The organism is Albimonas donghaensis (assembly GCF_900106695.1).
GTDB lineage: Bacteria > Pseudomonadota > Alphaproteobacteria > Rhodobacterales > Rhodobacteraceae > Albimonas > Albimonas donghaensis.
Genome location: NZ_FNMZ01000004.1, coordinates 272,238 through 286,708, shown reverse-complemented (window position 1 = coordinate 286,708; position 14,471 = coordinate 272,238). Strand labels below are relative to the sequence as shown.

Genomic DNA, 14,471 nt, shown 5'->3' with positions numbered 1-14,471 from the left:
CACGCCCGAAGCGGGAGACCATGAGCCAGCAAGACCGCATCGCCTTCCAGGGAGAGCCGGGAGCCTACTCGCATCTCGCCTGTCGCCAGGCCTATCCCGACCTCGAGCCGATTCCCTGCGCCACCTTCGAGGAGGCGATCGCCACGGTGCGCTCCGGCGAGGCCCGACTCGCCATGCTGCCGGTGGAGAACTCCACCTATGGCCGGGTCGCCGACATTCACGCGCTGCTGCCGGGCTCGGGCCTGTTCATCATCGGCGAAACCTTCGTGCCCGTGGCCATCCAGCTGATGGGCCGCCCCGGGGACAGGCTGGAGGACGTGACCGAGGCCATGTCCCACACCGTGCTGCTGGGGCAGTGCCGGGATTTCCTCGGCCGTCACGGCATCCGCCCGATCACCGGGGCGGACACCGCCGGCTCCGCGCGCATGGTGGCGGAGGCCACGAAGCCGGGGCGCGCGGCGCTCGCCTCCGAGCTGGCGGCGGAGATCTACGGGCTGGAGATCCTCGCCCGCGACGTCCATGACAACAAGAACAACGCCACCCGCTTTCTGGTCATGAGCCGCCAGAAGATCGAGGCCGAACCTTCCGCTCCCAAGGTGCTGACCACCTTCCTGTTCGAGGTCCGCAACGTGCCCGCCGCGCTTTACAAGGCGATGGGGGGATTCGCGACCAACGGCGTGAACATGGTGAAACTGGAGAGCTACATGGCCGGCGGGTCCTTCACCGCCACGCAGTTCCTGGCCGACATCGAGGGGCATCCCGAAGACCCTTCGGTGCGCAACGCGATGGAGGAGCTGGGCTTTTTCACCTCGCATCGCCGGATCCTGGGCGTCTACCCGTCGCATCCCTACCGGGAGCGGGTGAAGAAGGTCTGATCCAACGCCGCGCTCCGGGATGGGACCGGGCGGAAGCCGGGGGGCTCGGGGGGGGCGTCGGGCCCCCGGCTCCGGGTCGCGTGCTTGCGGACAGAGCCCGAACGCCGTCGCGCGTCGTGAGCGTCGCGCGACGTGAGACATGTCCGCTGCCGGAGCGCCATGCGGGAACGCCATGCTTCGGGGTTCGCCTCCCAGGGGTCAGACATGGGAGGCGCGGCCGGCGCCCGGGTCGGGAGGGCCCGCCCCGGCGCGGCGCTGCCGACGCGGCGAGGGCCGAAGGGCGTTCGCGGCGGTCAGCTCTGGTGGGCGCCGCGCTTCTCGGTCAGGCGGGCCTGAATGCGGCGCCAGCGCTCGGCCTCCTCGGCCTCGCCGATCTCCTCATGGCGCACGGCGCGCTGGGCGGCGGTGGCGATCGCGCGGGGGCCCAGCTGCTCATAGAGCGAGCGGGCCTGGATCTCGACATCTTCCATACGCATGGCGGGGTCTCCCTTCCATCTGGTCTGGTCATCGATATCCGGACCGGCCCGCGGAAAGGCCCGCAGACCGGCCCGGATACGCAACCTAGGGGGGAGCCGGCGCTCTGTGAACCCGGCGGCGCGGAAAAAACGCCCGGCGGCGCTCAGCCGAAATCGGGAATCCGGCCCTCGACCCAGGCTTCCAGCACGAAACGCGCGATGGCGCCGTGCCGGGCCGGGGCGATCACCGGATGGCGGCCGGCCAGCGCCTCGCGCATCTCGTCCTTCTCCACCCACATGGCCGATTCCAGCTCCTTGGGGTCGATGCGGATGTCCTCGTCCAGCGCCTCCGCCGCGCAGCCGAACATCAGCGAGGCGGGGAAGGGCCAGGGCTGCGAGGCGACATAGGCGACCCGGCCCACGCGGATCATCGCCTCCTCGTCCACCTCGCGGCGCACGGCGGCCTCCAGCGTCTCGCCCGGCTCCATGAAGCCCGCGAGCAGGGAGAACATGCCCTTCGGCCAGGCCTGCTGGCGACCCACCAGCACGCGGGAGCCGCGCACGACCAGCATGATCACCACCGGGTCGGTGCGCGGGAAATGCTGGGCGCCGCAGGCGGGGCAGTCGCGCCGCCAGCCGGCATGGGACATCTTCGAGCGCGACCCGCACTTGGCGCAGAACGGGTGCGAGAGGTGCCATTCCAGCACCCCCTTGGCCGCGGCCACGTCGGCGGCGTCCTGGGTGGTCAGCCGGGCCATCGCCATGCGGGTGTCGACGAAGACATGATCCGCGGGCAGGTCCGGGTGGCGGTTGGCGGTGGGGTCGCGGAAGCTCGACGGCGGGCCGTCGGGGGCGGCGGGGTCCGACCAGGCGGAGAAATCCACGGCGAACCGGCCCGAGGGGCGCCCCTCGGGATCGTCCAGCCCCAGCAGAACGGGGTCGAGCTCCAGGCCCTCCAGGACCGGGTGATCGGTGGGCAGCCAGCCGAGGCTGACCGGCGCCTGCGGCTCGGCCCCGTCCGGGCCCTCAGGCTCCACCAGCAGGGGCTTGCCGCGCCACAGCGGCAGCACGCGGGCGGCGGAATCGTCCCAGAAGCGGCGGACCATGACGGCGTTGTCGCGGATGCGGTCGGCGCGGTCGCGGACGCCTCCGGCGAAGGTGATCTCGTGTTCCGGGATCATCGGCTCCGGCATCTTCGCGGGCGTGGTCTCGCTCATCGTCCGGGCTCTCCCCTTGTCATTCGCTTTGCGTACATATGGACCGGTCCGTCGGGAACGCGCAAGGCGGGGGCGGGTGAGGCCGGCGGGCGAAACCCGACCCGCAGGGCTTGAAATCGGCGGCCGTCTTCAGTATCTCCCGGCTTGAGAGGTTGGCGTGGGCAGGCGCCTCGCCAACCCGGTCAGGTCCGGAAGGAAGCAGCCGCAACGAGTCCCGCTTGGGTCGCGTTCCAGCCTCTCACCCTCAAAGCCGCTCCCTCGGGGGCGGCTTTGTCGTGTCCGGGGCCGGGCTTCCGGGCCGCGCCGCGCATCCCCCCCCGCCTTTGCTGACCGCGCCTCTGCTGACCGCGCCCGCCGCCCCGCGCCCGTCGCCACCCGCGCCCCCGCTTCAGCGCGCCGCGGGCGCCCGGCCCGAACCCGCGGAACCTCGGACGCGGCGCCCTCGCCGCCTTGCCCTCCGCCCGCCCGCCCCATACCCTCCGCCTCAACCCCTTCCGGGGCGCCCGGCCCCCGCCGGACCCGCCCCCATCGAGGCCGGAGCCCACATGGCCGACGACGCGTCTCCCGAGGCGAAGCCCGCCTATCAGGTGCTGGCCCGCAAATACCGCCCCGCCACCTTCGCCGACCTGATCGGGCAGGAGGCGATGGTGCGCACCCTGCGCAACGCCTTCGAAAGCGACCGCATCGCCCATGCCTTCATCCTCACGGGCGTGCGCGGGGTGGGCAAGACCACCACCGCCCGCATCGTCGCCAAGGGGCTGAACTGCATCGGGCCGGACGGGCGGGGCGGCCCCACCGTCTCCCCCTGCGGGGTCTGCGAGCCCTGCGTCTCCATCGCCGAATCCCGCCATGTGGACGTGATGGAGATGGACGCCGCCTCGCGCACCGGCGTCGGCGACGTGCGCGAGATCATCGACGCGGTGCGCTACCGGGCGGCCTCGGCGCGCTACAAGGTCTACATCATCGACGAGGTGCACATGCTCAGCACCTCCGCCTTCAACGCGCTGCTCAAGACGCTCGAAGAACCGCCCGAGCACGTGAAGTTCATCTTCGCCACCACCGAGATCCGCAAGGTCCCGGTCACCGTCCTCTCCCGCTGCCAGCGCTTCGACCTGCGCCGGATCGAGCCGGAGGTGATGATGACCCATCTCTCCGGCATCGCGGAGAAGGAGGGCGCGCAGGTCGCCCAGGACGCGCTGGCCCTGATCGCGCGGGCGGCGGAAGGGTCGGCCCGCGACGCGCTCTCCCTGCTCGATCAGGCCATCGCCCACGGGGCGGGGGAGACGTCGGCGGATGAGGTCCGCTCCATGCTCGGCCTCGCCGACCGGGGGCGCACGCTGGACCTGTTCGAGGCGGTGATGCGGGGCGACTGCGCCGCGGCGCTGTCGGAGCTGTCGGAGCAATATGCGCAAGGCGCCGATCCGCTGGCGGTGCTGCGGGATCTGGCGGAGGTCACGCACTGGATCTCCATCGCCAAGATCACGCCGGAAGCCGCCGACGACCCCACCGCCGGGCCGGACGCCCGGGCGCGGGCCAGGGACTATGCCGAGCGCCTCGCCCTGCGCCCGCTCGCCCGCGCCTGGCAGATGCTGCTCAAGGCGATGGAGGAGGCCGCGGCCGCTTCCAACCCGATGATGGCCGCGGAGATGGCGATCATCCGCCTGACCCATGTCGCCGATCTGCCGAGCCCCGAGGACCTGATCCGTCGTCTGACCGCCGAGGGCGGCGCCCCGGCCGGCGCCGCGCCCGGGTCGCCTCCGGGCGGCGGCGGCGGCAGCGGCGGCGGCGGCAGCGGGGGCGGCGGCGGAGGGAATGGCGGCGGCGCCCGCGCCCAGGCGTCGGGAGGGGCCTTCCGGGCGGTCGCGGCGCCCGCCGCCGCCCATGCGCCGGCGCAGGCCTCCGCGCCCCGCGCCGAGGCTCCGCGCCCGACGCTCGCCTCCGCCACGCCGGAACCGCGCGACGCCGCCCCGGCGCCGACCCCGCAGCCCGAGGTCTCCGCCGCCGTCGCCGCGCTGCCCGCTTTCGACGACGTGCTCGCCCTGATCCGCGAAAAGCGCGACGCAAGGCTTCTGGTGACGGTGGAAACCGGGCTGCGGCTCGTGTCCTACCAGCCCGGACGCATCGCCTTCGAGCCGTCGCCCTCGGCGCCCCAGAGCCTCGCCGCCGACCTGGCCGAGCGTCTGCGCCTGTGGACCGGCGCCCGCTGGATGGTGTCGGTCGAAGCCTCCGGCGGCGCCCCCACGGTCGCGGAGCAGCGCGACGCCGAGCGCGACGACCTGCATGCCCGCCTGCGCGAACACCCGCTGGTCCGCGCCGCCATGGACGCCTTTCCGGAGGCCGAGATCCTCGCCACCCGCGCCTTCGGCGCCGAGGCCCCGGCGGAGGAGACCCAGACCGCCCCGGAATGGGAGGAGACCCCGGACGACGACGACTGGGAGGGCTGGGACCCGGTCGACGTTTTCGAGGAACGCCCCTGATCCGCGCCTCGCGGAGCCGTCCGCAGGGCATTCGATCCGCGATCCGACATTGCCGCGCCGCGCGAGGTTGCGCATATGCTGACCATCCGCCGCGCCGTGGGGGGCCGGGCGCGATTCTCCGCCGCCTCTCCCCCGCCGGCCCCGACATTCCGCCGCCCCCCTCGGGCGGCCAGACGACAAGGAGCCTCCCATGCTCAAGGGACTGGGTAACATCGGCGACATGGCCAAGATGATGGCCAAGGCGCAGGAGCTGCAGGGCAAGATGGCCGAGGCGCAGGAGCGCATCGCCAATATCGAGGCCGAGGGCGAGGCCGGCGCCGGCATGGTCAAGGCCCGCGTCTCCGGCAAGGGCGAGCTGCGGGGCCTCAGCATCGACCCGTCCCTGTTCGTGCCCGAGGACCGCGAGGCGGTTGAGGACCTGATCATCGCCGCCATCCGCACCGCCCAGGAGAACGCCGCCGAAGCCGCCCAGGCCGAGATGGCCCAGGCCGCCGAGGGCCTGCCGCTGCCCCCGGGCATGAAGCTGCCCTTCTGATCCGTCCGGCGCCGTCCATCCCGGCGCCGCCCACCTCCGCGCCGCCCGTCGTTCCGGGCGGCGCCGCATCGGCCGGCGGCGGCGTTCGCGTTTCGCCGCCGCCTCCAGCGTCGCCTGCCTCAACCGCGTAACCTCGTCCGCTTCCGAACCCGGCCGTTCGCCGGGATCGACCCACGGGAAGGCCCGCTGCGCCGATGCCAGGCGACGATTCCGACCGCGCCTCCGCGCCCGCTTTCGCCCGTCCGCGCCGCTGGCGCGGCGCCTCCGAAATCGCGCTGGTCGCGCCGGTGGCGGCCTTCATGGTGCTGGCCTTCGCCAACTGGCTGGTCGTGGTGCGCGCCGAGGTCGGGATGCGGAGCGCGGGGCGCGCGGCGCTGGCCTCCATGGCGCGGGGCGAGATCGGGCCGCGGGAAGCCGCCTTCCAGGTCCACCGGGCGCTCGACGATCCCGATCGACGGACCTATTCGGTCGCGGTCACCGGGGGGCCGTATCCGCGCATCGACATCGCCGCGCCCCGCGCTTCGGCCGGCCTGATCGGACCGTTCGGATTCCAGGCTTTCGGGGACATGGCGGTGACAGTGGAGGCCGGGGGCGGGTCCGGTGCCGCGGCGCTGGCCAATCCGCTGGCCGATCCGGCGGCCAATCCGCTGGGCCGTCTCACCCGACGCGAGGTCGAGGCGCTGCGCCGGCCCACGCCTTCGGACATGATCGCGCCGGATGCGCTCGCCGGAGGGACCGCCCCCGACATTCCGCTCATGCCCGAAGCGCCGCCCGACGCCCGCTGATCGCGCGCCGACCTCACGTGCGGGGGGGCGATCGCGCGCCCCCGGTTACTCGCGATGCAGCAGCCGGTCGGTGATCCAGCCGGAGATCCGCGCGCCCAGGCTCTTCTTGCCGGCGCGATGTTCGGCCAGCAGGGCGTCGCGGTCGTATTCCTCGTCCACCCAGCGGTCGAAGGGGACGCCGCGGGCCTCGGCCTCGGCGGCGCGGGCGAAGAAAAGGTCGAGGATCCCGGTCGGCCCGCGGCTCAGATGCAGGTAGCGCAGCGACAGCTGGCCCTGCGCCTCGGCCGCCGTCGCCCCCTCGCGCTCGATCATCCACAGCGCCGCCATGAAGCCCGCCCGATCCGAGCCCGACTTGCAGTGGAACAGCACCGGGGTCGGGATCTCGGAGATCAGGGCGCGCAGGGCGGCTAGCTCCTCCCGGCTGGGCAAACCGCGCGACCGCAGGACGGCGCGGCGGAACTCGATCCCCATCGCCTCGCAGGCCTCGCGTTCCAGCGGGTAGGAGCCGAAGAGCACGCCGCCGCGCAGCGAGATCACCGCCCGCACGCCGCGCCGGGCCATGCGGCGCACCTGGTGAGGCAGCGGCTGGGCCGAACGCCAGGCCGAGCCGCCCACCGGGTGCAGGTTGAGGAAGACATAGCGCAGGACCGCGTGATCGGCGAAGAGCATGTCGAGCCAGGCCCGCAGCCGCGCGCCCTTCCCCTCCAGTTCCGAGCGCCAGTCGGCCTGGGCCGCGCGCCGGCGGGCCTGTTTGCGGGCCTCCTTGGCGTTGCGCGGGGGCTCCATCACCAGATCGGGCTGCAGCGGGTCGGCGCTGGCCACAGGCGCCGCGCCCGAAGCATCCGGCGCGGTCGGCTCGCGGTCGTCGTCGGGTCGGGTCATGGCGCGCTCCGGAGGGCGGATCGAAGGGGGCGGCGCCGGTCGGGCGCCTGGCGCGTTCCCTAGCGCCTCGGGCGGCGCATGGCCAGCGCGAGGCCGTTCGGAAGGGCGCGCGCCTCGCCCGACCGACCTCGCGGCCCCACCGCGGCGGACCGTCGAAGGGGGCGAAACCTGCCATAATGGCAGGGTTCTTGCTTCGCCTTCGTCAACAGAAATGGATCGGGGGAGGCGCGCGCATGGGAATGGACGGCAGGGATACGCCCGAAAACGCGGCAGCCACGCCCTCGGGCGCCACGATCGAAGCCTGGCTCGACGGTCTGCGCGGGCGGCTCGCCGACGACGTGCGCGGCGCGGTGGCCGACTACATCCCCGAACTCAGCCGCGCCGACGCCGACGGCCTCGCCATCTGCATCGCCACCGTCGACGGCCAGGTCTACGGCGTCGGCGACCAGGCCGAGCCCTTCACCATCCAGTCCGTCTCCAAGCCGTTCATGTATGGCTACGCCCTGCGCGAATACGGCGTGGATTTCACGCTGGGCCATGTGGGCGTCGAGCCGACCGGCGAGGCCTTCAACTCGATCATCCTCGACGACGTCCACAACCGCCCCTTCAACCCGATGGTCAACGCCGGCGCCATCGCGGTGGCCGAGCTGATGAAGGGGGCCACCATGGCCCAGCGCGAGCGCAACATGCGCGAGCTCTTCTCCCAGTTCGCCGGGCGCGAGCTGAGCATCGACGACTCCGTCTATCGGTCGGAGCACGCCACGGGGCACCGCAACCGCGCCATCGCCTACATGATGCTCAATTCCGGCATGATCCGGCGGGACCCGGAGGATGTGCTCGACCTGTACTTCAAGCAATGCGCGGTGTCGGTGACCTGCCGCGATCTCGCGGTGATGGCCGCGACGCTGGCCAATGACGGCGCGAACCCGCTGACCGGGGACAAGGTGCTCGATCCGCTGGCGGTGCGCGACGTGCTGACGCTCATGCATTCCTGCGGCATGTACAATTACGCGGGCCAATGGGCCTACGAGGTCGGCGTGCCGGCCAAAAGCGGCGTCTCGGGCGGGGTGATCGCGGTGATCCCGGGGCAGCTCGGCATCGGGGTCTGGTCGCCGCGGCTCGACGCGCATGGCAATTCGGTGCGCGGGGTGGAGGCGTGCAAGGCGGTCTCCTCGGCCTTCGGCCTGCACGTGTTCAACGCCCGGCCCAATGTGCGCGCGGTGATCCGGCGCGAATACCGGGCCGACAAGGTCGCCTCCAAGCGCCTGCGCACCCCGAGGGAGCGCGACCTGCTGGCCGCCCGCGGCGCCCGGGTGGCGGTGATCGAGGTGCAGGGCGAGCTCTATTTCGGCTCGGTCGAGCGTCTGCTCCGACGCGCCGCGGCGCTGGCCGGGGAGACCGACCGCCTGATCCTCGACTTCAAGCGCGCGCAATCGGCCGACGCCGCCGCCATCGGCCTGATGCGCCACATGACCGAGGCGTCGACGCCCGGGGACGCGTCGCTGATCCTGTCCCACCTGACCGCCGAAGGCCCGCTGGCCGGCCTGCATGCCGCGATGTCGGAGGTCTCCGAGGCGCTGGGGACGTCGCGGCTGGCGCTGATCGAGGACGCCGACGCGGCGCTGGAACTGAGCGAGGACGCCCTCCTCGCCGCCGCGCCGGAGCTGCGCCACGGGGCCAAATACGCGCTGAAGGAGCTGGACCTGTTCCAGGGCCTGTCGGAGGACGATTGCCGCGAGCTGGAGCAGATCGTCCAGCCCATGCAGTTCGCCGCCGGCGAGACCATCCTGCGCCGCGGCGACCCGGCCCGCGCGCTGTTCGTGATCGCGCGGGGTTCGGCTTCCGTCACCGTCCCGCGTGAGGACGGGCGGGTCCGCCGGCTGGCCTGCCTCGGCCCCGGCCTGTCGGTGGGGGAGATGGCGCTGCTCGACGGCGGCGCGCGCTCCGCCGACGTGGTGGCGGACGAGCCGGTGGTGGCCTACGCGCTGGGCGTCGACCGGCTGCGCGACCTGGCGCGGACCCGCCCCGGCATCCTCATCGCCATTCTCGAAAACCTGTCGCGGGAGCTGTCCTCCCGCCTGCGGCTGGCCAGCGACGAGATCCGGGCGCTGGAATAGGCCCGGCGCGCGCGGCCCGCGCCCCGGTCAGAAACTGTATTCGAACCGCTCCAGGTCGGCGGCGTATTTGTCGGCGATCAGCTTGCGGGAATGGTCGGTGTAATGGTCGCGGTAGCTCCCGCCGCCGCCGCCCGTGCTCTTGCGCAGATGCGGAACCGAGCCGATGTCGACCCCGAGCATCTTCGAGATGGCGTCCATGTCCTCGGACATGGTCTCCACCTTCCCGATATGGTCCATCTCGTCGATATGGTATTTCGGGTTGTGGAAGCTGGAGCAGTGATGGATCACCGTGTCCAGCGTGGCGTTGAACTCGCTCTCGGGCGCTTCATGGCGAATGAACTGCCGGTCGACGTCGCAGAAATACATGGACTCGACGAAGGCGTCGAAGTCCTTCCACACCAGCCGCCACATCCAGGCCTTGGAGAACATCGTCCACGACGAGTAGATCCGCGCGTAGGGATTGCGCACGAAGGTGAACTTCTTCGCCCGGTTCCAGATCTCGTCGGGGATCCGCTCCCGCCCCGTGCGGCCGTCGAAATCGCCGGGGCGCGCCACGCAGCAGATCGTCTCCGGCTGGGCCTGCAGCTTGTTGATCACCGATGTGCCGGCGCATTTGTGGATATGCATGAACACGCCGCGGATCTGGTCGGCATTCTGCGCGATGCGCGCCGAGCCGAGCGTGGCGGCGTCGTGGTAGGACGACTTGGCGCGCATCCGGCGCGCCGTGACGACCAGCTTGGCGATGTCCATGCGGAACTCCCTGAGATCTCGGTCGGGGAAAACGTAACGGCGCGAAACGCGCAGCGTCCAGTGCGCGGATCAGCGCTGGCGGTCAGTCCGCGCCGGGGATCAGCCCGAGCCCGCGCAGGTAGACCATGGCCCCCGATTCCAGCAGGTCCTCGGCCGAGATCGAGGCCTTGCGCCCGGCGCTGTCGCGGGCGAACAGCTCCACCACCCCGTGGCTCAGCGCCCAGATGTGATAGGACATCATCTGCACCGGGGGGCGTTTCTCGGGCGGCAGGCGCATCACCAGCGCCTCGGAGGCGCGGCGCATCACCTCCATCGCCCGGTCCGAGGCCGCGAGCAGCGCCGGGTCCGCGCCCACCGTCACGCCGCTTTCGAACATGGCGATATACATGCCCGGCTCGGCCCGCGCGAAATGCAGGTAGGCGCGCGACATTTTCTCGAACGCCGAGATCGGCGACGGCTCGCCGCCGTTCCAGGCCCGTTCCAGCAGGTCGGCGAACAGATCGAAGCCCCGGCGCGCCATCTCGGCGATCAGGTCCTCGCGGCCTTTGAAATGGCGGTAGGGGGCGGCGCCGGAGACCCCGGCCTCCCGCGCCACTTCGGCAAGCGTGAAGCCCTGGGGGCCGCGCTCGGCGATCAGGGGCAGGGCGGCTTCGACCAGCGCCTCGCGCAGGTTGCCGTGGTGGTAGCCGCGCCGCGCGCGTCCGCCTTCCTCGCCCCCGCGCCCGTTTCCGCGTTCTTCGCCCGCATCGCTCATCGCGCCCTTATAGACGGGCGGAGGGGGGAGACCAATCGGCCATGCGCGCCCGCGGCGTCGGGAACCGCCCGGGGCGGGGCGGGGCGGAGACGCGCCGTTCACCGGTTTCCTGAACCTCTCCTTCACCGCGCGGTCCTATGGTCCCGCCCCGTCTGGCCGGAGGATGCGCCTTGCCGAACTGGAATGACCGCGTCGAGCAGGAACTGCGCAGCCTCGATCGGCTGCTCAGCGTCACCCTGACCCTGGAATCACGCTTCGCCAGCGTCGAATGGGATCTCCGCGCCGCGGTCATCCTGGGACGCATCCGGCGGCTCTATTTCGACGAGCGCGGCGCGCTCGGCTTCCTGCGCCATCTGGCGGAGGGGGAGGCGATCCCGGAGACGGAACGTCTGCGCCTGCGCGCGCTCCACGACAGTTTCGAGGCGGAGATGGAGGCCGCGGCCGACGCCCTGCGCCTCGCCGCCAGCCGCAACGGCGTGCGCATCGACATGGACGCGATGGGCCTGCTGGAGGGGCTGGTGCATGACAGCACCTGCATCCGCGACACCGTGTTCGGCATGTTCTCGGCGCCCGTCGGCGCGCTGATCGACACCGAGGCCTCCCGCCGCGACGCGCGGTTCATCCTCGACGGGCTGGAGCCCCGGCTGATCCGGTTCCGGGAGGCCGACGTCCGCCTGCGCCTGCGCGCGAAAAGCCATGGGGTCGAGCTGCCCTCGCCCGAGATCGAAGGCGAGGATGCGGAAGCCGAGAGCGAGGCCGAAGCCGAGGCCCGCGAAGCCGCGGAGGCCCGCGCCGCCTTCATCGGCGCGGCGCTGCCCTCCGCGGCCGCGGGCGCGCCGGGCGCGCCGGGCGCGCGGCGCTCGGGCATCGCCGGCACGCTGCGCAACATGGTCTCGCGCGATACGCTGGAGGGGCCGGCGCCGGGAGATCGCCGCAACACCGACTGGCAGGCGGAGCCGCATCCCGACCAGCAGGAGCTGCCGCTGGAGGGGCCGCCCCGAAGCCGGACGCGGGCCCAGGCCGTGCGCCGGCGCTGGGCCACGCGGCGCCGGGAACGGGCGGCGGCGGCGGAGGCCGCCGACGCGAAGGCGCGAAGCGCGGCCGCGCCCGCCGGCAAGCGGGGGGCCGAGCCGGAACCCGCCCGCTGGCAGGCCGCGTCGCCGCCCACGCCCGTTGCGGACCGCGCCGCACGCCGGGTCGTCGCGCCGTCGTCCGCAGCCGGCCCGCGCGCCGCGCCCGCGCCCGCGCCCCCAAGCGCGCCGCCCGCGCCCGCCAGAGACGCCCGGGCGACAGGCGCCCCGGATACGCCTTCGCCCGCCGCGGAGGCGCCGCCGCAGCCGGAGCGGGGACCGGCGCCGCTCGCCGCCCGGCCGGCCGCGCCGCCGGCGCCGGTCCGTCGCCGCTGGTTCGGACTCGCCCGTCTGCTGGGCCTGGAGGACGCGCCCGCCGCCGCGCCGCCGCGGCGGGAACCCTCGGTTCCGCCGCGCCAACGGCCCGCGGGCGCCTCACGCTAGGGGACGGCCAGGCGCCGGGCCGAGGGCTCAGCCGGCGGCGTCCACGGCTTCGCCCAGGCCGATCCGCTCCATCTCGTAGGGCGTGGTCTGGTAGATCTGGTTGACCCAGTTGCCGTAAAGCAGATGCGCATGGCTGCGCCAGCGGTCCCTGGGCGACCGGGTCGGGTCGTCGTCGGGAAAATAGCGCAGGGGCATCTGGGCCTCGCCGCCCGAAGCGACGTCGCGCTCATATTCGGCGCCCAGCGTCTCCCGGTCATATTCCAGGTGGTTGAACATGTAGAGCCGCCGCGCGCCCGCGTCCTGCACCAGGCAGGGGCCGACCTCGGGCGAGCTCGCCAGGATCTCCAGCCCCCCGGCGCGCACGATGTCCTCGGCCCGGTTCTCGGTCCAGCGGCTCACCGGCGTCTCGAACACGTCCCCGAAGCCGCGCAGATAGGGCGAGGCCGGCGCCAGCACCGTGTGGCGGTAGATCCCGAAGGCCTTCTTCGGCAGGTCCCGCTTCGGCACCCCGTTGAAATGGTTGAGCATCGCCTGGCCGCCCCAGCATACGCCGAAGGTCGAATGCACATGCGTGCGGGACCATTCGAAGATCCGCACCAGCTCGTCCCAATAGGTCACCGCCTCGAAGGGCAGACGCTCCACCGGGGCGCCGGTGACGATCAGCCCGTCGAACTTGCGGCCCGAGGCCTCGATCTCCGCGAAGGGGGCGTAGAACGCCTCCAGATGCTCGGCCGAGGTGTTGCGGCTCTGGTGTTCGGTCATCCGGATCAGGCTCAGCTCGATCTGAAGCGGGCCGGAGCCGATCAGCCGGGCGAACTGGATCTCGGTCGCGACCTTGGTCGGCATCAGATTCAGAAGACCCACATGCAGTGGACGGATGTCCTGACGCGCGGCGCTGGCGTCGGACATCACCATGACGCCCTCGCGGTCGAGCACGTCGATGGCGGGAAGTCCCTCGGGAATCTTGATGGGCATGGCGGTCGGGCCTCTTGAACGGGGGGCGCGCGCGGACGGGGAGGTCGGGGCGCGCTCCGCCTGGCAGGGGGCTTTCGGAAAGCGGCGGTCGGGATCAGGGCCTTTCGAGGTTCGGCGGCCGCGGCGCGGCCGCTCTCACATCTGCGCGGCGTCGCGGCGTTCAAGGGCGCGCGCGATCACTTCGAAGAGCGCCTCGGGGGTTTCGACTTCGGCGATCTCGTCGGCTTCCACCGTCACGCCCCAGCCGTCGGCGATGGCCTGGTAACGCGGCCGGCGCGCGTCGATCTGGCGGGCGAAGCCCCAGCGGATGAAGGCGTCCGGGTCGACCTGTTCGGGCGTCTGGCCGGTCTCGGCCAGGTATTCGGTCCAGAAGCCCTGGAGCATTTCCTCGCGGTAGTAGATCGGCTTGGGCGCCCGGTCGAACCGCGCCTTCAGCGCCGCCTCATGCGCCCTGCCGCCGCGGATATGGACCAGCAGCATGGCCCGGCTCAGCGCGCTCAGCACCGGGTCGCGGGGATTGTCAGGCTCCACCACCTCGCAGATCGAGCCGGAGGTGTCGCAGACGAAATGGTCGTAATCGTAAAGCTCGCGCGCCCGATCGGCGAAGCCGCGCGCGTCCAGCATGGCGGCGATCTCGGCTTCCCGGTGCAGGCGCTGGCGGCGGACGTATTCGTCGAAATCCATGCCCCCGAGCTCCGGGTCCCCGGGCTTGCCCAGCCAGTTCGACAGCGGCGTGAGGTTGTGGAAGCTCAGCTTCGATCGCAGCGACAGGCTGTCGGAGCGCAGCAGTTCCCGCAGCTTGGGCGACTTCATCGCCTCGCGCTTGAACTCGTCGGTGATCCGCTCGCCCAGATAGCGGGTGCCGATGCGATAATCGACCGAGTAGTGGAACCAGTCGCCCTCGTCGCGCAGCAGGCTCGACAGCCGCGTCTTGCCCACGCCGGACATGCCGATCAGGGCGAGAGAGCGGCGCTCGGCGGCGCGCCAGCTCGCGGCGTCGGGATAGAGCATCTGCGGGTCCTCCTGGGCGGGCGCAGGCCCCGGACGGGGCGCGCCGACCCCAATCGGGTAGCCCAAGCCACGAGGCTTGTGAAGGGTGGGGCTTGTGAAGGGCGGGGCTTGTGAAGGGCGGGGC

Annotated in this window: 13 protein-coding genes and 1 other RNA gene; 7 read left to right on the top strand and 7 right to left on the bottom strand. The window is 72.4% G+C overall.

What is annotated here, in order from left to right:
- Nucleotides 1-20: 20 nt before the first annotated feature.
- A complete protein-coding gene (locus BLV24_RS13410) occupies nucleotides 21-875 on the top strand; it encodes a prephenate dehydratase (protein WP_092682560.1) in 855 nt (284 codons plus the stop codon).
- A gap of 293 nt (nucleotides 876-1,168) precedes the next feature.
- On the opposite strand, the gene BLV24_RS21620 is transcribed toward BLV24_RS13410, so the two are convergent.
- Together BLV24_RS21620 and nudC are read right to left on the bottom strand one after the other, a co-directional pair.
- Nucleotides 1,169-1,351, bottom strand: coding sequence for a hypothetical protein (locus BLV24_RS21620; RefSeq protein WP_143040312.1), 183 nt, complete (start codon nucleotides 1,349-1,351; stop codon nucleotides 1,169-1,171).
- A gap of 143 nt (nucleotides 1,352-1,494) precedes the next feature.
- Nucleotides 1,495-2,547: an NAD(+) diphosphatase gene (gene nudC, locus BLV24_RS13405; protein WP_245710559.1), complete on the bottom strand. Its 1,053-nt coding sequence runs from the start codon at nucleotides 2,545-2,547 to the stop codon at nucleotides 1,495-1,497.
- 146 nt (nucleotides 2,548-2,693) lie between these two features.
- Between nudC and ffs the strand changes: the two genes are divergently transcribed.
- The 4 genes from ffs (at nucleotide 2,694) to BLV24_RS13385 (ending at nucleotide 6,344) form a co-directional block, all read left to right on the top strand.
- Nucleotides 2,694-2,790: signal recognition particle sRNA small type (gene ffs / locus BLV24_RS13400), an RNA gene on the top strand.
- 302 nt (nucleotides 2,791-3,092) lie between these two features.
- A complete protein-coding gene (locus BLV24_RS13395) occupies nucleotides 3,093-5,024 on the top strand; it encodes a DNA polymerase III subunit gamma/tau (protein ID WP_092682558.1) in 1,932 nt (643 codons plus the stop codon).
- Nucleotides 5,025-5,214: 190 nt separating this feature from the next.
- On the top strand, nucleotides 5,215-5,559 hold the full coding sequence (locus tag BLV24_RS13390) for a YbaB/EbfC family nucleoid-associated protein (protein ID WP_092682556.1): 345 nt from the start codon (nucleotides 5,215-5,217) through the stop codon (nucleotides 5,557-5,559).
- 194 nt (nucleotides 5,560-5,753) lie between these two features.
- Complete coding sequence (locus BLV24_RS13385; RefSeq protein WP_092682554.1) at nucleotides 5,754-6,344, top strand: hypothetical protein; 591 nt, start codon at nucleotides 5,754-5,756, stop codon at nucleotides 6,342-6,344.
- A gap of 45 nt (nucleotides 6,345-6,389) precedes the next feature.
- Here the strand turns inward: BLV24_RS13385 and BLV24_RS13380 are convergent, their stop codons facing one another.
- Nucleotides 6,390-7,226, bottom strand: a complete 837-nt coding sequence (locus tag BLV24_RS13380; RefSeq protein ID WP_092682552.1) for a fused DSP-PTPase phosphatase/NAD kinase-like protein — start codon at nucleotides 7,224-7,226, stop codon at nucleotides 6,390-6,392.
- A gap of 239 nt (nucleotides 7,227-7,465) precedes the next feature.
- Between BLV24_RS13380 and glsA the strand changes: the two genes are divergently transcribed.
- Entirely contained in the window at nucleotides 7,466-9,343 is a 1,878-nt protein-coding gene (gene glsA, locus BLV24_RS13375; RefSeq protein ID WP_176954747.1) for a glutaminase A, read from the top strand.
- Between the two features lie 27 nt (nucleotides 9,344-9,370).
- On the opposite strand, the gene BLV24_RS13370 is transcribed toward glsA, so the two are convergent.
- Nucleotides 9,371-10,093 (bottom strand): sulfotransferase family 2 domain-containing protein, encoded by a 723-nt coding sequence (locus tag BLV24_RS13370; RefSeq protein WP_092682548.1) that lies wholly within the window; start codon nucleotides 10,091-10,093, stop codon nucleotides 9,371-9,373.
- Between the two features lie 82 nt (nucleotides 10,094-10,175).
- On the bottom strand, nucleotides 10,176-10,847 hold the full coding sequence (locus tag BLV24_RS13365; RefSeq protein WP_092682546.1) for a TetR/AcrR family transcriptional regulator: 672 nt from the start codon (nucleotides 10,845-10,847) through the stop codon (nucleotides 10,176-10,178).
- 170 nt (nucleotides 10,848-11,017) lie between these two features.
- On the opposite strand from BLV24_RS13365, the gene BLV24_RS13360 reads away from it, so the two are divergent.
- Nucleotides 11,018-12,361 (top strand): hypothetical protein, encoded by a 1,344-nt coding sequence (locus BLV24_RS13360; protein WP_092682544.1) that lies wholly within the window; start codon nucleotides 11,018-11,020, stop codon nucleotides 12,359-12,361.
- A gap of 27 nt (nucleotides 12,362-12,388) precedes the next feature.
- Here the strand turns inward: BLV24_RS13360 and BLV24_RS13355 are convergent, their stop codons facing one another.
- Nucleotides 12,389-13,336: a homoserine O-succinyltransferase gene (locus BLV24_RS13355; protein WP_092682542.1), complete on the bottom strand. Its 948-nt coding sequence runs from the start codon at nucleotides 13,334-13,336 to the stop codon at nucleotides 12,389-12,391.
- Nucleotides 13,337-13,471: 135 nt separating this feature from the next.
- Complete coding sequence (locus BLV24_RS13350) at nucleotides 13,472-14,347, bottom strand: ATPase (RefSeq protein WP_092682539.1); 876 nt, start codon at nucleotides 14,345-14,347, stop codon at nucleotides 13,472-13,474.
- Nucleotides 14,348-14,471 lie beyond the last annotated feature (124 nt).